Raw genomic sequence first — 21,011 nt, 5'->3', positions numbered from 1 at the left:
CCGCTCTCGTCTTTGCCCGATGCCTCAGGTGCTCGACGGCGGGAGCAGCCTCTTCGACTTCTCCAGGGCGTCCCGCACCAGGGCCGAGCGGTCGTGGCCGCTGCGGATCTCGGCGACCTTCTCGTTGCCCTCGGCGACCTGGACGGGACCGTCCTGGAGCAGCGACAGGGCCTGGCGGGCGACGTCGTCGGGCTCGGAGACGTGCATCCCGGGGACGTCGAAGTTGAGGCCGGCTCGCTCCATCGCCGGTGTGCGGGTGACGCCGAGGACGAACTCGAGGACGTCGACGTCGTAGTCCTGCATCTCCAGCCACAGACCCTCGGCGAAGACCCGGCAGAACGACTTCACCGCGGCATAGATGCTGATCTGGGCGGAGCCCAGGTAACCGGCGAGCGAGCCGACCAGCAGGATGCCGCCACGGCGCCGTTCGCGCATCGGCGCACCGAACAGCTGCACCAGGGCGAGCTGCGCGGTGACGTTGAGGTCGATGACACCCTGGAACCGGTCGAGGTCGCCGGTGACGAACTCGTGGCCGTAGGTGTTGGCGCCGGCGTTGAAGACGAGCAGGCCGACCTCGATGTCGTCGGTGACCTCGGCGATCCGCTTGGTCGCGTCGGCATCGGTCAGATCCACCGCCAGGGTGCGGACCTCGACACCGAGCTCACGGCAGGCGGCCGCGGTCTCCTCCAGCGGACCGGGCTTGCGGGCCAGCAGGACCAGGTCGAGACCGGCCTCGGCCAGCTGCCGGGCGAAGGACGTACCGACTCCTTCCGAGCCGCCGGCGATCACGGCCCAGGGGCCGTGGCGTTTCAGGTCGACGCCCATCAGGCGTTCACCTCCGTGTCGTGATGCGCTGCGGGGTTGGTCTTGAGCGGGGTGTCGTCGATGACCGTGAGGTCGCCGCGTACGGCCGCCTCCCGGATCGCGTCCCGAAGGGCGGCGCATCCCGTGAACGTCGCCCCGTTGGGGCCGGGTCGTGGGGACGAGGCACGCCGCTCCACGCAGGCCGCGAGGGCGGCCTCGCTCCACTGGATGCTGGTCTGGTCCCACGAGCTCTTCCGGACCTGGACGTGCCCCTCGCAGGTCCCGCAGGTCACGGGCTGCATGGGGGCGTCGTCGAGCCGGACATCGGGGCGGACGTCGGGCCGGACGGCCATCACACCGGCTGGCCGGAGGCGGCCGCCCGCTGGGCGATGTTGGCCTCGACCTCGGCCCGCCAGGCCTCGTTGGGTTTGGTCGTGTCGATCTCGAACTCGAAGCGCTCCGTCATCTCGGGGGCGATGTCGGCGATGTCGACGTAGAACTGCTGGTACCAGCGGCGCAGCTGGTAGACCGGGCCGTCCTCCTCGCACAGCAGCGGGTTCTCGATCCGCGCCTTGTTGCGCCAGATCTGGACGTCCTGCTCGAAGCCGATCCGGATGAAGTCGCCCAGCTTGCGCGCGGTGGCGGTCGCCGCCTCGTCGTCGACCCCGGCCGGCTTCTTCGTCATGATCCCGTACTGCAGCACGAACGAGTTCTCGTCGATCGGGTAGTGGCAGTTGATCAGCGTCGTCGGCATGTCGTTGCCGTCGCTGTAGTGGTAGGTGACGTCGTCGATCATGAACGACGGGCCATAGTAGGCAGCCGTGGACGTCGTCCCGGTGCTCTTCGGGCCGTTGCCGCTGTTCTGCGGCCGGGCGATGTCCTCGCGTCCCTGGCCGGTCATCAGCTGGGTGGCGACCGTGCCCTCGAAGATGTTCTTGAAGTACGTCGGGAAGGTGAAGTGCACGTAGAAGAAGTGCGCCATGTCCACGACGTTGTCGACGATCTCGCGGCAGTTGGAGCCCTCGATCGTCGTGGTGTACCAGACCCAGTCGGTCCACTCGGGGTTGTCGTAGCCCGGGATGCGCGGGATCACCGCGTCCTCGGTGGGCGGGTTCCCCTCCGGGTCGTTCCAGACGAAGAGCATCCCGTCCTGGATCATCGTCGGCCAGGCGGCGGTCCGGGCGCGCAGCGGGACGCGGCGGGCGTACGGGATCTGCTTGCAGCGGCCGTCACCGCCCCAGCGCCAGTCGTGGAAGGGGCAGGCGATCTCGTTGCCCTTGACCGTGCCCTGCGACAGGTCGCCGCCCATGTGGCGGCAGTAGCCGTCGAGCACGTTGACGGCCCCGTCCTCGCCGGTGAAGACGACGAGCTTCTGGCCGAATGCGTTGACCTGGTGTGGGGTGCCGTCCTCGAAGTCACGTGCCAGCCCCAGACAGTGCCAGCCCCGGGCGAACCGGGTGGGGGGCGGCCCGGACTCGATGTGGCGGACCTCGTCTCCGACTGTGGTCATCTGCTCTCCTCGAGCTCGGCGCGTCGGCAGGCGTGCGCCGGGCGCGGGATTTCTGGGTCCTCGCAGTGTCGGTCAACGCCCAGCGATCCCGGGGCGTCGATTCCACTGACCGGTAACATGCAGTCGGATCGACGTCGTCGGAGCAGACCATGGACACGTCGCGGTCGCCATCGGAGGGAGCCTGCTTTGCCACGGATCGCCGAAGGTAGGCCTGCCGCCAAGCCGAGCTCGACCGAGCAGAAGGACCGTCACCGGCGCATCCTGCGTGCGGCCGCCCACCTGGGTGCCGAGCACGGCTTTGACCACGTCCAGATGAACGACGTGGCGAAGGAGGCGAACGTCGCGATCGCGACGCTCTACCGCTACTTCCCCTCCAAGGTCCACCTGTTCACCTCGGTGATGCGGTGGCGCGTCGGTGCCTATGAGCTCGAGGAGACGCCGACGGTCGACGACCCCGCGGGCGGTGTCGCCGACCTGCTGATCCGGATGAGCCGCGAGATGTCTCGGACGCCGAAGCTCGCGTTGGCGATGATCCAGGGAAACAGCCTGTCGTACGCCATGGGGAGCCGCGACTCGGCGCTCGATGACGAGCGGTTCACCCGGATCGTCCAGCACGCCGCCGGCATCGCCGAGGCCACGCCCGACACCGCACGGCAGATCCGCCTGATCGTCTCCTGCTGGTTCGGAACGCTTGTCTCCCTGCTCAATGGTCGCTTCTCGATGGGCCAGGCCGAGGACGACATCCGTGCCGCCTGCGCGTTGCTGCTCCGGCCCCTGGAGCCCGACTCCCGCTGACCGGTGATCACGGCGACCCGAGGTCGTGATCGTCCCTAGCCTCGCGCCATGCAGAGGTTCAGCGGGACCAACGTCATCGTCACCGGCGCTGCGTCGGGCATCGGCCGAGCCACGGTCGTCCGGCTCGTGTCCGAGGGCGCGGCGGTGTTCGCCGTCGACCGCGACGCCGCCGGGCTGGCCGACACCAGGGCCGCGGCGTTCGGGATCGGTCGCGTCGCGACCTCGGTCGTCGACGTGACGGACGAGGAGGCGGTCGTTGCGGCCGTCGCCGCGGCGCGCGCCGATCTCGGCAGCGTCGAGGTGCTGGTCAACGTGGCCGGCACGCACCGGACCACGCCGATCGCGTCGCTGTCGGTCGCCGACCTGCGCGACCTGTACGAGATCAACCTCGTCGGCACGGCCGTCTTCTGCCGCGAGGTCGTACCCCTCCTCCCCGACGGCGCGGGGGTGATCGTCAACGTCGCCTCGACCTCCGCTGCCCACGGCAGTCCCTACATGTCCGCCTACTCGGCATCGAAGGGCGCCGTCCTCGGCTTCTCGCTCAGCCTGGCCGCCGAGCTGGTCGGGCGGGGGATCCGGGTGGTGCCGATCTCCCCGGGGACCGTCGACACCCCGCTCACGCGGACCGTCGCGATGCAGCCCGGGATCGACCTCAGCGCCTTCGACCGGATCCGGTCGCCCCTGGGGGCGGCTCGGCCCGAGCAGATCGCGGGCGCGATCGCGTTCGCCGCCTCACCCGATGCCTCCTACCTCACCGGCGTCGACCTGCGGGTCGACGGTGGCTCGCACATCTGACCGTCCAGCACAGCCGACAGCCCAGCTCACACCCAGCAAAACGGAGGAAGTCCATGCCTCGTACCACTGCCGTCACCGGCTCCGCATCCGGGATCGGCGCCGCACTCGTGAAGTCTCTCGAGGCCCGTGGTGACCGCGTCATCACCGTCGACAGGGTCGACGCCATGGTGGTCGCGGACCTGGCCACGCCCGAGGGGCGCGCGGACGCCGTCGCGGCCGTCACCGAACGATGCGGTGGGGTGCTCGACGGCCTGGTGACCTGCGCCGGCACCTCGGTCCCCAGCCCCCTCATGGTCGAGGTCAACTACTTCGGCACGGTCGAGCTGGCCGCCGGCCTCCAGCCTGCCCTCGCCGCCGCCGAGGCGGGTCGGGTGGCGGTGGTGGGTTCGATCTCAGGCACTCAGCCGAACGACACCGAGCTCGTCGACCTGTGCCTCGCGGGCCGTACGACGGACGCCACCGCACGCGCCGCCCTGCTGGTCGAGCAGGGCACGCCGACGCTGATCTACCCCTCGACCAAGTCGGCGCTCGCCCGCTGGGCACGCACCACCTGCGTCTCGCCCGGCTGGGCCGATGCCGGCGTCCCGCTCAACGTGGTCGCGCCGGGGGTCGTCCTCACCCCGATGAGCGCCGGCCTGATGGACGACCCGAAGATGCGCGCGGTGATGGACGCCGCGGTGCCGATGCCGCTCAACGGGTACGCCCCGCCCGAAGCGCCCGCCGAGCTGCTGGCCTGGCTGGTGAGCGAGGCGAACAGCCACGTGACCGGGCAGGTCGTCTACGTCGACGGTGGCGCCGAGGCGACCCTGCGCCCGGCCGACCACTACTGAACGGGGACCGCGACCGATGCCGATCGACCTCACCACCGCGCTCGCCGCGCCGCCCGTCGTACGCAGGATCTCGTGGACCCACCGCGACGTGCTGCTCTACCACCTGTCCCTCGGTGCCGGCCGGGACGCCGCTGTCGACCCGGAGCTGGCCTACACCTACGAGCGCGACCTCCAGGTGCTGTCGACCTTCGCGGTCGTGGCGGGCCGGACCATCTCGGTCGGCGACGAGGCGCCCGCGTCCGCGATGCGGGTGCCGGGCATCGATGTCGACCTCCGCCGGATCCTTCATGGCGGGCAGGGACTCACCGTGCACCGGCCGCTCCCCGCGGCAGGCACCGCCGAGCTGAGCACCCGCGTCGCCGATGTCTGGGACAAGGGCAAGGCGGCTGTCATCGTCCTCGAGCACAGCGTGGCCGACGCGGACGGACCGCTGTGGACCGCGCGGATGCAGGTCTGGGCGCGCGGCGAGGGTGGGTTCGGTGGCGAACCCGGTCCCGACACCACCTGGGACAGGCCCGGCCGGGCCCCCGACCACGTGATCGAGAGCCCCACCTCACCCGGGCAGGCACTGCTCTACCGGCTCAACGGCGACCTCAACCCGCTGCACATCGAGCCGGCGTTCGCCGCGTCGGCCGGCTTCGACCGGCCGATCCTGCACGGCCTCGCGTCGTACGGCATCGTCGCCAAGTCCCTCGTCGACGGCCTGCTCGGAGGTGACGCCACGCGCCTGCGGGACATCTCCGTCCGGTTCGCCGGGACCCTGGTTCCCGGCGAGACGATCCGCACCTCGGTCTGGAGCGACGGCGACCGCCTCGTGTTCTCGGCGAGCTGTCCGGAGCGTGAGGGGCAACCGGTGCTCACCCACGGGACCGTGGGGGTGAGCCGATGACGCCGTTCGCGCTCACCGCAGTGCCCGACGACTCGGGCATCGACACGGCCGTGGCTGCCGTACGACGCCTCTCGGCCGCACTCCTTGCCGCAGGTGGTCGGGTCGACCTCGATCTCGACGACCTCTCCCGCCGCCTGACCGCGATGGCGCTCGAGGTGGAGGACCTCGCCCCCGAGCTCGCCGAACGGATGATCGACATGTGGTCGGGGGAGGGAGTGACCCGGCACGACCCGGTGACCGGGCCGGAGAACGCCGTCGCCCCACCGCTCGTGCTCGCCGCGGAGCCGGACGGCTCCGTCGCCGGCACCGTGAACCTCGGCATCTCGTATCAGGGGCCGCCCGGATGCGTACACGGCGGCATCAGCGCTCTGCTCCTCGACCACACCCTCGGCGTGGCGAACGCGCACGCCGGTACGTCCGGCATGACCGGCACGTTGACGGTGCGCTACGAGAAGCCGGTGCCGCTGCACACCGACCTCGTCGTACGCGGCTGGCAGGACCGCGTCGAGGGTCGAAAGATCTGGTCGGGCGGCTCCATCACCGCGGACGGCGTGGTCCTGGTCCAGGCCGAGGCGCTGTTCATCGACACCCATCTGGCCCGTCCGCGGTGACCGTCCGAAGGCGGCCGAGCACGTGCTTCCGGTCAGCGGGAAGTGGTGTGTCGCCCATCACATCCGCCGCCCTACGCTGCGACCTGTTCCGGGGAAGTGACCCCGACACCCACCTGAAGGGATGCGACCTGATGGCGTTCGTTGCGCGACATGCCGGGCCGGGGACGGCCCGATGACACGCCGCCTCCTGATCCGTGCCGGCGAGCTGGTCGCCGTCCTGCTGCTCGTCAGCTTCGGTGTGTTCATGATGGTCGCGCTGATGCCGGGCGACCCGGCGGTGGCGATCCTCGGCGAGGGGCACACCCCGCAGGAGTACGCCGCCGTCCGCACCGAGCTCGGGCTGGACAGCAACGTCTTCGCCCGCTACCTCGAGTGGCTCGGCAGCGCGCTGCAGGGTGACCTCGGCCAGTCCCTGGTCCCGCCGGAGAACGAGGTGGTCGATCGGGTCCTCGCGGCGCTGCCCGTCAGCGTGGAGCTCGCCGCGCTGGGCCTGCTGATGGCGCTGCTGCTCGCGATCCCGCTGGCGATGTGGAGCGCCTCGCACGAGGGCGGCCTGGTCGACCGGGCGATCGGCGCGTCCATGTTCGCGATCCTGTCGGTGCCGTCGTTCCTCGGTGGCCTGCTGCTGATCGCGGTCTTTGCCAACGGTCTGGGCTGGTTCCCGCGAGCCCAGTGGGTGCGCTTCGCAGAGAATCCGCTCGACAACCTCTACCACGCGTTCCTGCCCGCGCTCACCATCGCGCTGATGGAGCTGGCGCTGTTCACCCGGGTGCTGCGCAACGACCTGCTCGTGACCCTCAACGAGGACTACATCCTCGCCGCGCGCGCCAAGGGGATGCCGCCGATGCGCATCCTGATCCGCGACGCGCTGCGCCCGTCCTCCTTCTCGCTGGTCACGCTGCTCGGTATCAGCATGGGCCGACTGATCGGGAGCACCGTGATCGTGGAGTACCTCTTCGCGCTGCCCGGGATGGGCAGCCTCGTGATCAAGTCCGCCAACCAGGGTGACTTCCCGATGGTGCAGGGCGCCGTGCTGCTGATCGCGGTGATCTACGTCGTGATCAACGCCGGGATCGACCTCTCCTATGGCTACCTCGACCCAAGGACTCGCCGTGCTCATGCCTAGGAAGACCCTCACAGGGACGAAGCTCTCCGCGCGCCCCCTCGGCGCCCTCGGCGCCGGTCTGGTCGTCGCCGGCCTGGCCCTGCTGGTCCTCGGCTGGGCGACCCCGTTGCCGCTGTTCGCGAAGGCCGCGCTCTTCGTCGCCGGGATCATCGTGCTCCCGCAAGGGCTCGGCCGAGTCGTCTGGGCCGTACGCGGCACCCGACCCGACATCATGCTCTGGTTGTGCAGCGGGTGGCTGGTGCTGCTGGCCGCCGTGGCCCTGCTCGCTCCGGTGCTCCCGCTCGGCGAGCACATCGACGTGGTGAAGGCCCTCGACGCACCGATCTACGAGCCGCCCAGGCTGCTCTCGGAGTATCCGCTCGGCACCAACAACTACGGCCTCGACATGCTCGCCCGCTCGATCTACGGAGCACGTACGTCGCTGGTCATCGCCCTCGCCGCCGTCGCGATCGGAACGGTGGTCGGTGGCAGCATCGGTGTGATCGCGGGCTTCCTGCGCTCCGGCGTCGACAGCGTCGTCGGCGTCTTCACCAACGCGATGCTCGCGGTCCCGCCGCTGGTGATGCTGATCGCGCTCGCCACGGTGCTCGACCCGAAGCTGCGCAACATCGCCTTCGCGCTGGCGCTGCTCACGATCCCGAGCATGATCCGGCTCGCACGAGCCAACACCATCGCCTTCGCCCAACGGGAGTTCGTCCTCGCCGCGCGGGCGATGGGTGCGACGAAGCTCCGCATCATGTGGCGTGAGCTGGTGCCGAACGTCGTCCTGCCGGTCTTCTCGATGATGGTGGTGATGATCTCGGTGCTCATCGTCGCCGAGGCCTCGCTCAGCTTCCTCGGGTTCGGCGTCCAGGCGCCGGCCCCCACCTGGGGAAACATGATCGCCGAGGCCGAGGGCGGAACCATGGAGGAGTACCCGCACATCGTGCTGGTGCCGGGTGCCTTCCTCTTCCTGACCGTGTTCTCGTTCAACCTGCTCGGCGAGAAGGCACAGAAGCGCTGGGACCCAAGGAGTGCGAAGCTGTGAATGATCAGGCCGTTCTCGAGGTCGAGGACCTCCGAACCGAGTTCCGGACGCCGCGAGGCGTGGTCCGTGCCGTCGACGGTGTCTCGCTCAGCCTCCGATCGGGCGAGACGCTGGGGATCGTGGGTGAGTCCGGCTCGGGGAAGTCCGTGCTCGGCCGCACCATCATGGGCCTCGTCACCAGCGACCCCACCACGACGGTGACCGGCACGGTTCGCATCGGTGGCCATGATGTCCACGCTGCGAGCGCCAAGGAGCGCCGGAGCATGTGGGGAACGCAGGTCGCGATGGTCTTCCAGGACCCGATGACCTCGCTGAATCCCGTCAAGCGGGTGGGCACTCATCTGACCGAGGCGCTGCGCCTCCATCTGCGGTTGGACAAGAAGGTCGCGAAGCAGCGTGCGACCGACCTGCTCCGTCAGGTGGGCATCCCCGATCCCGCACGTCGGATGACCCAGTTTCCCCACGAGCTGTCCGGCGGCATGCGACAGCGGGTGGTGATCGCGATGGCGCTGTGCTGTGATCCGAAGCTGCTGATCGCCGACGAGCCGACCACCGCGCTCGACGTGACCGTGCAGAAGCAGATCCTCGACCTGCTCACCTCGCTGGCCGAGAGCAGGCAGATGGCGACGATCCTGATCAGCCACGATCTCGGCGCTGTCGCCGGTCGCACCGACCGGGTGCAGGTGATGTACGCCGGCCGCGTGGTCGAGCGCTCGGAGACCGCAGACGTCTTCGACGGTCCGCGCCATCCGTACACGGAGGGCCTGCTCGCCTCGATCCCGCGCCTCTCGGACCCGCCGCACACGACGCTGCGGACGATCGTCGGATCTCCGCCGAACATGGCCGACCCACCGGCGGGATGCAGATTCGCTCCGCGCTGCCCGTACGCGCAGGACCGCTGCCGCGCGGAGCAGCCCGAGCTGGTCGACGTCGGGGTCGCAGGTCGATCGCACGTCGCTGCCTGTCACTACGCGCTCGAGGAGGTCGGCTGATGGCCGGAAGCGGAACCGCACACCTGCGCCCGGAGCAGGATCCGGTGCTCAGCGTCGACGAGATGGTCGTCGAGTTCCCGATGGGCCGCGGCCAGAAGGTGCACGCGGTCTCGGGTCTCAGCCTCGACCTGCTGCCGGGGGAGACCCTCGGCATCCTCGGCGAGTCCGGCTGCGGCAAGTCGACCGCGGGCCGGGCCGTCATGCAGCTGCCGTCGCCGACGTCGGGCACGGTCCGGCTCGGGGACCGTGAGCTGACCGGGCTCGGCGCCCGGTCGCTGCGCCGCGCCCGCTCGCGGATGCAGATGATCATGCAGGACCCGACCTCGTCGCTGAACCCGCGCCGCAAGGTCAAGGACCTGGTCACCGAGGGCCTCTCGATCTGGGGCTTCGAGGGGACGAAGGCCGAGAAGGAGGCGCTGGTCCGCGAGACCCTCTCCGCCGTCGGCCTCGATCCGGAGGTGGTCTGGGACCGCCGGCCGCACGAGCTCTCCGGTGGTCAGTGCCAGCGGGTGTGCATCGCCAGGGCTCTGATGATGAACCCGACGGTCCTCATCTGCGACGAACCCGTCTCCTCGCTCGACGTCTCGGTGCAGGCACAGATCCTCAACCTCCTCGAGCGGACCAAGGAGCGCTACGACCTGAGCATGGTGTTCATCGCTCATGACGTATCGGTCGTGAAGAACATCAGCGACCGGGTGATGGTCCTCTACCTCGGCAAGGCGTGCGAGGTGATCCCGTCCGGACGGATCGACGCCGATGCCGCACATCCCTACACGCAGATGCTGCTGGCCTCGATCCCCGGTGCCGGTGACCGTGAGATCAGCGCGGCTGCCGCTTCCGGAGAGCTGCCGTCACCGCTCGACCCACCATCAGGCTGCCGGTTCCGCACCCGGTGTCCCCTCGCCACCGAGCGATGTGCGGCCGAGGAACCCGAGCTGCGTGAGGTTCGCCCGGGTCAGTACGTCGCCTGCCACCACCCCGTCATCGAGGAGCGAACCGAATGAGCACGACAGCGCTACCCGACGCCATCGCCACCGCGGCCGCCATCCGCGGCGGCGAGACCAGCGCCCGCGAGGTGGTCGAGCAGAGCATCCGCCGGATCGAGAAGCTCGATCCACAGCTCAACGCCATGGTCGGCACCCGCTTCGACGAGGCGCTCGCGGAGGTCGACGGCGGCCTTCCCGAGGGGCCGCTGAGCGGCGTACCCGTCGTCATCAAGTCGCTGGCGGCCGACGTCGCCGGCCTGCCGACGACCGGGGGAAGCCGGCTGTTCGCCGACGACGTCAAGGCCGAGGACAGCGAGCTGGTGCGGCGCTACAAGGCCGCGGGCATGGTCGTGCTCGGCACCACGAACACCCCCGAGCTCGGCAAGAACGGCAGCACCGAGCCGCTGCTGCACGGCCCGAGCCACAACCCCTGGGAGCTCAGGCACTCGACCGGCGGGTCCAGCGGCGGGTCCGCCGCGGCGGTGGCCGCCGGCCTGGTGCCGGTCGCGCACGGCAACGACGGTGGCGGGTCGATCCGCATCCCGGCGGCGGCGTGCGGCCTGTTCGGCCTCAAGCCGAGCCGGGGCGTGATCCCCGGCGCCCCGTACCCGTCGACGCTCGCCGGGCCGACCAGCGTCCACCATGCCTTGACGACCACGGTCCGCGACTCGGCGCTGCTGCTCGACATCTCCGCCGGCCGGGTGCCCGGCCAGGCCTCGTACGGCCCGAACGCCCCCGCGGACGGCTACCTCGCCTGCGTCGACCGCGAGCCCGGCCGGTTGCGGATCGGTCTGGCGACCGTGGTCCCGGACGGCCCCGACGTCGATCCCGCGGGCGTGGTCGCGGTACGCCGCACCGCGGACCTCCTCACCGACCTCGGGCACGAGGTCGTCGAGGTCGCGCTGCCGGTGGCCTACCCCGAGTTCGCGCGCTGGTCGGGCGTGATGATGGGCGCCAACCTCGTCGCGCACGTCGACGACCGGCTCGCCGACCTCGGCCGTGAGCTGCGCGAGGACGACATCGAGCCCTTCACCCGGGTGATGTACGAGCGCTACTCGGCGATGCCGCTCGCCGACCTGCTGCGTGCGCTCGAAGGGTTCGAGCAGGTCGGCTTCGCCACGGCGCAGCTCTTCGACGGGCCGGAGGGCGTCGACGCCGTGCTGACCCCGACCCTGTGCATGCGCACTCCCGAGCTCGGCGTCCTCGACACGACGCAGCCCGAGGTGATGTACACAGTGGCACCGGCGATGGCGGGCTTCACCAGCCTGGTCAATGTGACCGGCGGCTCGGCGATGTCGGTGCCTGCGGGGTTCGATCCCGACGGGCTGCCTCTCGGCGCCCACTTCTTCACCGACCTCGGTGGCGAGCCGCTGCTGCTGTCGCTGGCCGGCCAGCTCGAGCGTGCCGCGCCGTGGCCGCGGCACGCGCCGCTCGCCGGCTGAGCCGGAGCGACGTTGGTTGAGCTGCTCACCCTCGCCGGGGTCGCGATGCTGGTCTTCGTCGTTGCGGCGCTCGTGCAGGCGGTGACGGGGTTCGGGTCCGTCCTCGCGGCGCTTCCGGGTCTGCTCCTCGTGACCGACCCGACCCGTGCCGTGGTCGTGGCGACGATCGTCAGCATGGTCCTCACCGCGGGTATCGCGGTGCGCGAGCGTGCCTTCATCGACCGGCGCGACAGCCTGCTGCTGACCGTGACGGGGATCGTCGGGATGCCGCTCGGGCTGGTGCTGCTGGAGGTGGCCGACGAGCGTCTGCTCTCGGCCGGGATCGCCGTGGTGATGCTGGTCCTGGTGCTGCTGATGGCGCGTACGCCGCAGATCGGACGTCGCGGTCTCCCGATCGTCGGCATCGTGAGCGGGGGACTGCTGACCTCGACCGGGATGAACGGCCCGCCCCTGGTGATGGCCCTCATCGACCGCGAGCCGCGTCGCTACCGGGCGACCCTCCAGGCGGTGTTCGCGGGTCAGGACCTGGTCGCGGTCGCTGCTTTCGCGCTGCTCGGCCACGTCGACGCACAGGTGCTGGTTCTGTCTCTGGGCGGCGTTGCCGGGCTGCCCATCGGGTGGTGGTTGGGCGATGCCATCTTCAAGCGGGTACCGCCGGACAGACTGCGTCCACTCGTCATCGGGACGCTTGCCGTCTCGGCGGCTGCCGTACTCGTCGGCGCCCTCACCTGACCCGGCCCTAGGCTGGGGCCATGTCGGCAGGTCGATGGATGCTCGGGCTGGAGCGCGCGTGGGACGCGGCGAGATTCCGCCGGGCGGGCTCGCGGATACCGGCGGACTTCCGGATCAAGTGCTATGGCGGGCACGGGGGTGTCGAGGGGGTCGTCGTACGCGGCCGGGTCGTCGACGACCCACCGCCGTCGGAGGCGGCGGAGGGCGAGGGCGTGGGGGCCGCCGCACGCCGGATGGTCCGTCACTTCGTGACCGACGAGCTGCCGGGTGTGCCACTGCGGATCACCGTGGGCGACGCCGCGGTGGATGCGGTCACCGACGAGGACGGCTACTTCGTGGCTCGGCTGAGGCCCGACCCGAAAACGCTGGAGTCCCCCTGGACCCGGGGCACCGTCGAGCTGGCCGGTGACTACCGTGGTCTGGTCGGCGACCACCGAACCACGGTGGAGGTCCGCGTTCCCGCCGGTGAGGCGAAGTTCGGCGTGATCTCCGACATCGACGACACGATCCTCGAGACCGGGGTGCAGCGCGTCGGGCGGATGGTGCGGCAGACCCTCACCGGGTCGGCGCTCACGCGCACCCCGTTCCCTGGTGCCCCTGAGCTCTACCGCGACCTCGCCGCTCGCGCGAACCCGGTCTTCTACATCTCCTCCAGCCCGTGGAACCTGTATGCGTTCCTGGACGCCTTCGTGCGCCACCGCGACTTCCCCCGGGGCCCGCTGCTGCTGCGCGACCTGCTCGGCGGTGCCGGCGGCAGGGAGACCAAGACCGGGCGCATCGACGAGGTCCTCGCGCTCCACCCCGACCTTCCGTTCGTCCTCCTGGGCGACTCCGGTGAGCACGATCCGGAGACCTATGCCGACACCGTCCGCCGCCACCCCGGGCGGATCCTCGCGGTCTACATCCGCGAGGTGCGGCTCGATCCTCACGACGGCCGGGTCGAGAGCGTGTGGAGCAGCATGGGCGACGACGTGCCGCTCGTGCTCGTCGCGGACAGCGAGGCCGTACGCCGCCATGCCACCGGTCTCGGCCTCCTCTGAGGACGGTGCGGGCGGGATCTGAACACCGGACCGGGGTGCTGCGCCGGGCGTAGCATGGGCGTGCGCCGTGCGCATCGACCGGGGGGCGGCGCAGTCGTCGGCGACACCGGAGGGCCCTGTGAACAAGGCTTTGCTGAATTCCCTGACCGAGAAGGAAGCAGCGCTCGTCCGTGAGGCGGAACCTGCCGCCCTGCGCGAGCTCGATGAGGACCAGCTGCTCGAGCTGCACGAGCGGGTGAGGCGCGAGCGCACCAAGCACCTGAAGGTCTACCGCCGCGGCGCCAGCGCCGCGGTGGAGAGCGTCGGCGGACGCGGTAAGGCCTACGACCAGAACCAGCGCGCCAGGGCCAAGGCGGAGGTCTTCGAGTCCGTGCTGGCCCAGGTCAGTCGACAGGTCAGCGCGGCGGCGAGGAAGGCCTCGCAGGAGCTGCGGGCCGAACGGATCGCCGCGGCGAAGGCCGCCACCAGCGCCGGGCCACCTCAGACAGCTCCCGCGAACGACGGGGGCACACCTGTGCCCAGCACGCGGCGGGACGCGACGCGGACGACCGGAGGCCTCAAGCGTGACGCGTCCTCGCGTGCGCAGGGCGCCCGTCGCCAAGGTGCGCGCGACGCGCGCTGAGCACGGTCCGGTTCCGGGTCTCCTTCAGGTCGTACGTCCTGGGCTCATGCCGTCAGCGTGCTGACCACTGAGCGCTCGCGTGCGCCAGCGCGGGCTTCTCGAGGGCTTCGACCAGGCGCTCGAACAGCGCGACCGCGGCGGGTGCGCTCCAGTCCGGGGCGAGGACGTCGTGGGGCAGGCCCGGGTCGCGGAAGGGGAGCTTGCGCCACTGGCCGACGACGTCGAGGTAGGTCACGAAGGCGTCCTGGCCTGACGGGGTAGCGCTCTGCAGCTGCCCGGCGAGAGCGCTGTGGGCGGCGACGAAGTCACGGTAGCTCTGGTCGATCGCCTCGAGGTCCCAGCTGCTGTAGAGGAGCTCGGTGAGGTCCTGGGTGCCGTGGTAGCCGCCGACGAAGATCGCGGCGTAGGACTCGAGCCCGAGCTCGCTCACCGCCCGCTCGGCCGCGTCGCGCATCCGCGCGGGCGCGATCCACAGCGCGGTGCCGACGTTGCCGAAGCCGAGGTGGGAGAGGTGGGCGCGCAGCTGGTGGCGCTTGGCCCGCAGCGACTCGGGAATGCCGAAGTTCACGATGCACCAGCCGTCGGCCAGGTCCGCGGGCGTGCGAGCGTGCCAGATCACCTCGTCGCCGGCGGCGAGGGTGGTCAGGGCCGTCTCGGTGAGGGCGTAGCCGCGGGTGCCCGCGCGGGTCTCCGAGTCGAGCCAGCCGTTCCGCTTGAGGCGGTGGACCGCGGTGCGTACTGAGGGGGCGTCGAGCCCTACCTGCGCGAGCAGGTCGATCGCGCCGGCGATCGGCATCCAGTCTCCGAGCGGTCGCACGACCGCGCCGAGGAACGTCACCACGGTGGTGCGCGATCGTCGGTTCTGCTGGCTTGCCGGTGCGGCCTCCGCCGTAGTCACGTGCGGCATTCTGCCGGATTCTCCACAGATGCCCCGGGCGTCCACCGCACGTGGACATCGTCGGTCTCGCCGGCCCTGAGCAGCTGCAGCCGAGGCGGGATCTTGTCGCTGCGCGACGTCGGCGGCTTGCGCTGTCCGGCGGCCCACGGGACCGGCCAGTCGGCGCCGTCGCCGTGGTAGTCCTGCTCGGCAGCGGCATGCAGCGTCCAGCTGGGATCGAACAGGTGGGTGCGGCCGAGCGCACAGAGGTCGGCACGGCCCGCGAGCAGGATCGAGTTGACGTCGTCGTACGAGGAGATGGCGCCCACGGCGATCACCTTCGCCCCGGCCTTCTCGGCAACCAGGTGACGGATCTTGTCGGCGAACGGGGTCTGGTAGGAGCGCCCGAAGGCGGGCTTCTCGTCCTTGCTGACCTGGCCCGACGAGACATCGATGGCGGCGGCGCCGTGCTCGACGAATGCGCGGGCGATCTCGACCGCATCCTCGTCGGTGTTGCCGTCGGGCATCCAGTCGCTCGCGGAGATCCGGACGGTCACCGGGATGTGGGCCGGCACCGTCGCGCGGACCGCGTCGAAGACCTCCAGGGGGAACCGGAGCCGGTTGCCCAACGGTCCGCCATAGGCGTCGTCGCGATGGTTGGCGACGGGCGAGAGGAACGAGCTGAGCAGGTAGCCGTGCGCGGCGTGGACCTCGATCAGGTCGAAGCCGGCGTCGACGGCGCGTCGCGCCGCCGAGACGAAGTCCGCGACCACCTTGTCCAGGTCGGCGCGGGTCGCCTCGCGCGGGACGTGACAGCCCTCGCCGTAGGGCAGCGGGGAGGGGCCGATGACCTCCCAGTTGTCGTGGTCGAGCGGCTGGTCCATGCCGTCCCACATCAGCTTCGTGGAGCCTTTGCGGCCCGAGTGGCCCAGCTGCATCCCGATCCTGGCGGTGGAGTGGCGGTGCACGAAGCCGGTCACGGCTCGCCACGCGTCGCGCTGCGCGTCGGTCCAGATGCCCGGACAGCCGAGGGTGATCCGGGCCTCGGGGGAGACGCAGGTCATCTCGGACATCACCAGGCCCGCGCCGCCGAGTGCCTTCGAGCCGAGGTGGACCAGGTGGAACTCGTCGGGGACGCCGTCGGTCGCGGAATACATGTCCATCGGCGAGAGCACGACCCGGTTCTTCAGCTCCAGCTCGCCGATGCGTACGGGCTGGAACATCGCCGGAGCCACCTCGCGGGCACCTTGGTGGCGGGCGAACTCCGCCTCCATCCGGTGCGCGAAGTCGGCGTCGCGCTCCTTCAGGTTCTCGAAGGTGATCCGGCGCGAGCGGGTCAGCAGGTTGAAGACGAACTGGGCGGGGTCCTGGTCGGCGTACATGTCGATGTCCTCGAACCACTCCAGCGAGGCCTGGGCGGCCCGCTGGGTCGACTCCACCACCGGCTTCCGTTCGGTCTGGTACGCCTCGAGCGCCTCGTCGAGGGAGGGGTGCTCGTGCAGGCAGGCGGCCAGGGCGAGGGCGTCCTCCATGGCCAGCTTGGTGCCGGAGCCGATCGAGAAGTGAGCGGTGTGGGCCGCATCGCCGAGCAGCACGACGTTGCCGTCGTACCAGCGCTCGTTGCGTACGGTCTGGAAGCTGATCCACCGGGAGTTGTTGGTCAGGATCGTGTGCCCGCGGAGCTCGTCGGCGAAGATCTCGGCGATCCGGTCGACGGCGTCCTCGGTGCGGTCCAGGCCGGCGCGGCGCCAGACCTCCTCGCGCATCTCGACGATGAACGTCGAGCCGCGCTCGGAGAAGGGGTAGCCGTGGATCTGCATCGTGCCCCACTCCGTCTGCTTGACGAAGAACTGGAACGCCTCGAAGACCAGGTCGGTGCCGAACCAGATGTACTTGTTCCGCCGGCGGTCCAGGCTGGGACCGAACCTGTCGGCGTACTTGGTGCGGACGGCCGAGTTGACTCCGTCCGCGGCCAGCACCAGGTCGTACGACGCCCGCAGCTCGTCGGGGTCGGGAGCAGGCGTGCGGAAGTGGACGGTCACACCCAGCTCGGCGACCCGCTCCTGCAGGATCTGGAGCAGGTCCTTGCGCGACATCGCCGCGAAGCCCTGCCCGCCGACGGTGAAGGAGTGGCGCGCGCCCTGCCGGTCGGTGAGGCCGACGTCGATGTCGGTCCAGCGGGCGAACAGCTCCTCCATCCGGTCGTGCACGACCTGGTCGGCGCCCTCGATGCTGCCGAGGGTCTCGTCGGAGAAGACCACGCCGAAGCCGAACGTGTCGTCGGGGGCGTTGCGCTCCCAGACGGTGACCTCGTGGCTGGGGTCGAGGGTCTTCATCAGCGTGGCGAAGTAGAGCCCACCGGGTCCACCTCCGACGATCGCGATCCTCATGTCCCGCCCGTCCCGCTCTCCGAGGCGATGATCTGGCGCAGCTTGAAGTGCTGCAGCTTGCCGCTGGTGTTGCGTGGCAGGGACGCGACGAAGCGCACGTCGCGCGGGTACTTGTAGGGAGCCAGCCGCCCCTTGACGTACTGCTGGATCTCCTCGGCCTTCGCGGGGTCGCCGTCGACGCCCTCGCGGAGCACCACGAACGCGCAGACGATGGCGCCCCGGTCCGCATCGGGTCCGCCGACGACGCCCGCCTCGACCACGTCCGGGTGGGTGCCCAGCGCCTCCTCCACCTCGGGGCCGGCGATGTTGTAGCCCGAGGAGACGATCATGTTGTCGGTGCGCGAGCGGTACCAGTAGTAGCCGTCCTCGTCGCGGACGAAGGTGTCGCCGGTGACGTTCCAGCCGTTGACGATGTAGCCGCGCTGGCGCTCGTCGTCCAGGTAGCGGCAGCCGACCGGGCCGATCACCGCGAGCCGCCCCTCGACGCCCGGCCCGACCTCGTTGCCCTCGGCGTCCAGGATGGTGGCGCGGTAGCCGGGCACCGGCTTGCCGGTCGCCCCCGGCCGGATCTCGTCGCCGGCCGCGGAGATGAAGATGTGCAGCATCTCGGTGGCACCGATGCCGTCGATGACCCGCAGCTCCAGCTCGCGCTCGAGATCCTCCCAGGTCGCCTGGGGCATGTGCTCGCCCGCGGTGACGGCGACGCGCAGCCCCTTGAGCTGCTCGATCGCACCGGACTTGAGGATCTGCTTGTACGCCGTCGGCGCGGTCGCGAGCGCGGTGACGCCGTGCTCCGCGATCAGGTCGGCGAGCTGGACCGGCGAGGCGGCCTCGGTGAGCAGGGCGCAGGCCCCGGCCCGCAGCGCGAAGACGACCAGCATGCCGAGCCCGAAGGTGAACGCGAACGGCGCCGTGCACGCCACGACGTCGCTCGGCTCCAGCCGCAGCGTCGCCCGGCCGAAGGTGTTGTCGATCGAGAGGATGTCGCGGTGGAAGTGGGTGGTGATCTTCGGGACGCCGGTCGTTCCCGAGGTCGGCCCGAAGAGTGCGACGTCGTCGGCCGCGGTGTCGACCGCGGTGAACTCGGCGGGCTTGGCCAGGATCCGGCGGGTCAGGTCGTCCTCGGCGTCGCCGCCGTAGGCCACCACCGTGAGGTCGGGCGCGTCGGTGTCCCGGACCGCGTGGACGTCCTCGACGAACCGGTGGTCCACCAGCGCGACCGCGGGCCGGGTCCTCTCGACGATCGGCCCGAGCTCGGTCGCCCGCAGCGCGGCCATCGTCGTCACGACGATGCCCCCGGCCTTCAGTACGCCGAGCCAGGCCGCCACCGTCCACGGGTTGTTCGGGGAGCGGAGCAGCACCCGGTTGCCGCTGACGAGACCCAGGTCGTCGACCAGCACGTGGGCGATCTGGTTGGCGCGGGTGAGCAGCTCGCCGTAGGTCCACACCGTGCCGTCCGGGGTGCGGAGGGCAGGACGGTCCGGGCCATGGGCCGCGACGGTCGCGTCGATCAGCGCGGTCGCCGCGTTGAGGCGCTCGGGGTAGTCGAGCAGCGGCGTGGTGAACTCCAGCGTCGGCCACTGCTCGGCCGGCGGCAGGTGGTCGCGGGCGAACGTGTCCTGGTGGCCGCTCGGGCTCAGCTCGCTCATGACGCCGCCCCTGCCGCGCGGATCATGCCCTCCTGGACGACCGTCGCGACATGCACGCCGTCGGTGGTGAAGAATCGCCCGATCCCGGTCCCGCGGCCGTTCTCGACCGAGACCGCCTCCTGGGCGTAGAGCAGCCAGTCGTCCATCTGGACCGGCCGGTGGAACCACATCGCATGATCGAGGCTGGCGGTCACGAGCCCTTCGTCGGCCCAGGCCAGGCCGAGCACCCGCAAGGCCGGCTCCAGGATCGTGTAGTCGCAGACGTAGGCGAGGGCCGCGGTGTCACGCTGTCGGTCGGTCAGCCCCTCGACCGGGCGGAGGGTGTCGTACGGCTTGACCCAGATCGCCTGGTGCGGCGACCGCTCGCCCTCGACGGTCAGGTAGACCGGACCCGGCACGTGTCGCATGTCGAAGCTGCGCCCGCCGGACCAGTACGCCTTGGAGGTCTCGGTCATCGTCCCGCCGGTGCGGTCGGCGAGATAGGCCGCGGACGTCGGCACCGTCTCGGGACCAGGGATCCCGGTCGGCATCGTGGCTTCGAAGCTGCCGCTCGGCTCGCCGGCCGCGAAGCTCGCCAGGCAGACGTACACCGGCTTCCCGTTCTGGAAGCCGCGGACCTGGCGGGTGCTGTAGCCGCGGCCGTCGCGCAGCATCTCGACCTCGTAGCGGACCTCGGCGCCGATGTCGACGGGCCGCATGAAGTAGGAGTGCATCGAGTGCATCGCCTTGCCGTCGGTCACCGTCCGCGACGCGGCGACCAGCGCCTGCGCGACCATGTCCCCGCCGTACGCCTTCGGCCACGGGCAGGGCTGGGTGGTGGCGGTGAAGGCGAGGTCGAAGACCTCCGCCTCGCACTCCTTGAGGGTGACGGCGTCCGTGAACACGGTGCTCGTCTCCGGGCTCGAGGTCATGGCCGGTCCGCCCAGTCGCGGAGGTCGGCGTCGTCGACCTGGGGAAGGTTGATGACGATGTTCTCGGGCGTGCGGGTGGTCATCCAGGTCAGCGGGTGGTTGCGATCGAGGTTGCACTCGACGTGCGGCATGAACGGCGGCACGAAGACCCAGTCGCCCTCGGACATGTCGAGGTAGTCCTCGAACTTCTCGCCGAAGTAGATCCGGGCCCGGCCCGACAGCACGTAGCCGCCGGTCTCGGCCTCGCCGTGGTGGTGGGGGACGGAGCGGTAGCCGGCGAGGTTGTGCACCTTGCCGAACCACAGCCTGGTCGCGGGCGTGTGCTGGATGCTGACGCCGCTGATCCGGATGGCGCCCTCGCTCTGCCCGGTCAGGTCGGGCTCGAAGCCGGCGCGGGTGACGACCGGGACGACGAGACCGGAGGTGTCGGAGATGGGGTCCATGTGAGGTCCTGTCCGTTCGATTCAGGATGTGTTTCATTTTCTGCACGAACGTTGTAGGAATGTCAATAGATGCCCTACGGTCGAATCATGAACACGGACCTCACGCCCGTAGCCGTCAACCCCGCGGCGCTGCCCGCGCCGCGCGGCTACTCGCACGGCACGCTCAGCGGCAACACCCTCCATCTCGGCGGGCAGACCGCGCTGGACGAGAACATGCAGATCGTCCCCGGGGGAATCGTCGAGCAGTTCCGGCAGGCGTTCGGCAACGTCCTGACCACGTTGCGGGAGGCCGGCGGCATCCCCGAGGACCTGGTCTCGATCACGATCTTCCTGACCGACATCCCCGACTACCAGGCGCACGGCAAGGAGATCGGCGCCGTCTGGCGCGAGCTGGCCGGTCCGGTCTACCCGGCGATGGCGGGGATCGGGACGACGGCGCTGTGGCAGCCGGAGGCGATGATCGAGATCCTGGGGGTCGCTGTCATCCCCGACGATCGGCTCGTACGCCCCGGCGAATGAGAAGAAGCCAGGTCCCGGCTG

22 protein-coding genes are annotated in these 21,011 nt (G+C 70.5%); 14 read left to right on the top strand and 8 right to left on the bottom strand.

Annotation, left to right across the window (positions count from 1 at the left end; genetic code table 11):
- Positions 1 to 24: 24 nt before the first annotated feature.
- Genes ACFU7D_RS18685 through ACFU7D_RS18675 form a run of 3 tightly spaced genes read right to left on the bottom strand, consistent with a single transcriptional unit; the run spans position 25 to position 2,314 of the window.
- Positions 25 to 825: an SDR family NAD(P)-dependent oxidoreductase gene (locus ACFU7D_RS18685; protein ID WP_378869804.1), complete on the bottom strand. Its 801-nt coding sequence runs from the start codon at positions 823 to 825 to the stop codon at positions 25 to 27.
- Entirely contained in the window at positions 825 to 1,157 is a 333-nt protein-coding gene (locus tag ACFU7D_RS18680) for a ferredoxin (RefSeq protein ID WP_378731753.1), read from the bottom strand. The genes ACFU7D_RS18685 and ACFU7D_RS18680 overlap by 1 nt, the downstream gene beginning before the upstream one ends.
- The gene (locus ACFU7D_RS18675; protein WP_378731751.1) at positions 1,157 to 2,314 is read right to left on the bottom strand and encodes a Rieske 2Fe-2S domain-containing protein; all 1,158 of its coding nucleotides are present in this window, start codon (positions 2,312 to 2,314) and stop codon (positions 1,157 to 1,159) included. Before ACFU7D_RS18675 ends, ACFU7D_RS18680 begins: the two co-directional genes overlap by 1 nt.
- Before the next feature lie 186 nt (positions 2,315 to 2,500).
- Between ACFU7D_RS18675 and ACFU7D_RS18670 the strand changes: the two genes are divergently transcribed.
- From ACFU7D_RS18670 to ACFU7D_RS18610, 13 genes are all read left to right on the top strand, one after another.
- Positions 2,501 to 3,109 carry a TetR family transcriptional regulator gene (locus ACFU7D_RS18670; protein WP_378869802.1) on the top strand — a complete coding sequence of 203 codons (609 nt, stop codon included), beginning with the start codon at positions 2,501 to 2,503 and terminating at the stop codon, positions 3,107 to 3,109.
- Positions 3,110 to 3,157: 48 nt separating this feature from the next.
- Positions 3,158 to 3,904 carry an SDR family NAD(P)-dependent oxidoreductase gene (locus tag ACFU7D_RS18665; RefSeq protein WP_378869800.1) on the top strand — a complete coding sequence of 249 codons (747 nt, stop codon included), beginning with the start codon at positions 3,158 to 3,160 and terminating at the stop codon, positions 3,902 to 3,904.
- 53 nt (positions 3,905 to 3,957) lie between these two features.
- Positions 3,958 to 4,734, top strand: coding sequence for an SDR family oxidoreductase (locus ACFU7D_RS18660; protein ID WP_378869799.1), 777 nt, complete (start codon positions 3,958 to 3,960; stop codon positions 4,732 to 4,734).
- 16 nt (positions 4,735 to 4,750) lie between these two features.
- Complete coding sequence (locus ACFU7D_RS18655; protein ID WP_378869797.1) at positions 4,751 to 5,623, top strand: MaoC/PaaZ C-terminal domain-containing protein; 873 nt, start codon at positions 4,751 to 4,753, stop codon at positions 5,621 to 5,623.
- Entirely contained in the window at positions 5,620 to 6,234 is a 615-nt protein-coding gene (locus ACFU7D_RS18650; RefSeq protein WP_378869795.1) for a PaaI family thioesterase, read from the top strand. Before ACFU7D_RS18655 ends, ACFU7D_RS18650 begins: the two co-directional genes overlap by 4 nt.
- Positions 6,235 to 6,406: 172 nt before the next feature.
- Positions 6,407 to 7,360: an ABC transporter permease gene (locus ACFU7D_RS18645; RefSeq protein WP_378869791.1), complete on the top strand. Its 954-nt coding sequence runs from the start codon at positions 6,407 to 6,409 to the stop codon at positions 7,358 to 7,360.
- The gene (locus ACFU7D_RS18640) at positions 7,353 to 8,387 is read left to right on the top strand and encodes an ABC transporter permease (RefSeq protein WP_378869788.1); all 1,035 of its coding nucleotides are present in this window, start codon (positions 7,353 to 7,355) and stop codon (positions 8,385 to 8,387) included. Before ACFU7D_RS18645 ends, ACFU7D_RS18640 begins: the two co-directional genes overlap by 8 nt.
- The gene (locus ACFU7D_RS18635; protein WP_378869785.1) at positions 8,384 to 9,379 is read left to right on the top strand and encodes an ABC transporter ATP-binding protein; all 996 of its coding nucleotides are present in this window, start codon (positions 8,384 to 8,386) and stop codon (positions 9,377 to 9,379) included. Before ACFU7D_RS18640 ends, ACFU7D_RS18635 begins: the two co-directional genes overlap by 4 nt.
- Entirely contained in the window at positions 9,379 to 10,383 is a 1,005-nt protein-coding gene (locus ACFU7D_RS18630) for an ABC transporter ATP-binding protein (protein ID WP_378869782.1), read from the top strand. The genes ACFU7D_RS18635 and ACFU7D_RS18630 overlap by 1 nt, the downstream gene beginning before the upstream one ends.
- A complete protein-coding gene (locus ACFU7D_RS18625) occupies positions 10,380 to 11,807 on the top strand; it encodes an amidase (protein WP_378869779.1) in 1,428 nt (475 codons plus the stop codon). The genes ACFU7D_RS18630 and ACFU7D_RS18625 overlap by 4 nt, the downstream gene beginning before the upstream one ends.
- Before the next feature lie 12 nt (positions 11,808 to 11,819).
- Positions 11,820 to 12,539 carry a sulfite exporter TauE/SafE family protein gene (locus ACFU7D_RS18620; protein ID WP_378869776.1) on the top strand — a complete coding sequence of 240 codons (720 nt, stop codon included), beginning with the start codon at positions 11,820 to 11,822 and terminating at the stop codon, positions 12,537 to 12,539.
- A 20-nt stretch (positions 12,540 to 12,559) separates the two neighbouring features.
- The gene (locus tag ACFU7D_RS18615) at positions 12,560 to 13,579 is read left to right on the top strand and encodes an App1 family protein (RefSeq protein ID WP_378869774.1); all 1,020 of its coding nucleotides are present in this window, start codon (positions 12,560 to 12,562) and stop codon (positions 13,577 to 13,579) included.
- A 118-nt stretch (positions 13,580 to 13,697) separates the two neighbouring features.
- Complete coding sequence (locus ACFU7D_RS18610) at positions 13,698 to 14,201, top strand: hypothetical protein (protein WP_378731722.1); 504 nt, start codon at positions 13,698 to 13,700, stop codon at positions 14,199 to 14,201.
- Between the two features lie 52 nt (positions 14,202 to 14,253).
- Here ACFU7D_RS18610 and ACFU7D_RS18605 read toward each other — a convergent pair whose 3' ends face one another.
- Genes ACFU7D_RS18605 through ACFU7D_RS18585 form a run of 5 tightly spaced genes read right to left on the bottom strand, consistent with a single transcriptional unit; the run spans position 14,254 to position 20,471 of the window.
- Entirely contained in the window at positions 14,254 to 15,099 is an 846-nt protein-coding gene (locus ACFU7D_RS18605) for a PaaX family transcriptional regulator C-terminal domain-containing protein (RefSeq protein ID WP_378869772.1), read from the bottom strand.
- Entirely contained in the window at positions 15,096 to 17,468 is a 2,373-nt protein-coding gene (locus tag ACFU7D_RS18600; RefSeq protein ID WP_378869770.1) for a bifunctional salicylyl-CoA 5-hydroxylase/oxidoreductase, read from the bottom strand. The genes ACFU7D_RS18605 and ACFU7D_RS18600 overlap by 4 nt, the downstream gene beginning before the upstream one ends.
- The gene (locus ACFU7D_RS18595; protein WP_378869768.1) at positions 17,465 to 19,117 is read right to left on the bottom strand and encodes an AMP-binding protein; all 1,653 of its coding nucleotides are present in this window, start codon (positions 19,115 to 19,117) and stop codon (positions 17,465 to 17,467) included. The genes ACFU7D_RS18600 and ACFU7D_RS18595 overlap by 4 nt, the downstream gene beginning before the upstream one ends.
- Positions 19,114 to 20,028, bottom strand: coding sequence for an acyl-CoA thioesterase (locus tag ACFU7D_RS18590; protein WP_378869765.1), 915 nt, complete (start codon positions 20,026 to 20,028; stop codon positions 19,114 to 19,116). Before ACFU7D_RS18590 ends, ACFU7D_RS18595 begins: the two co-directional genes overlap by 4 nt.
- Entirely contained in the window at positions 20,025 to 20,471 is a 447-nt protein-coding gene (locus tag ACFU7D_RS18585; protein ID WP_378869762.1) for a cupin domain-containing protein, read from the bottom strand. Before ACFU7D_RS18585 ends, ACFU7D_RS18590 begins: the two co-directional genes overlap by 4 nt.
- Before the next feature lie 87 nt (positions 20,472 to 20,558).
- Here ACFU7D_RS18585 and ACFU7D_RS18580 point away from each other — a divergent pair, with 87 nt between their 5' ends.
- The gene (locus ACFU7D_RS18580) at positions 20,559 to 20,990 is read left to right on the top strand and encodes a RidA family protein (RefSeq protein ID WP_378869759.1); all 432 of its coding nucleotides are present in this window, start codon (positions 20,559 to 20,561) and stop codon (positions 20,988 to 20,990) included.
- The last annotated feature ends 21 nt before the right edge of the window (positions 20,991 to 21,011 follow it).

The organism is Nocardioides sp. NPDC057577 (assembly GCF_042801335.1).
GTDB lineage: Bacteria > Actinomycetota > Actinomycetes > Propionibacteriales > Nocardioidaceae > Nocardioides.
This window is presented reverse-complemented; position numbering and strand designations above follow the sequence as displayed.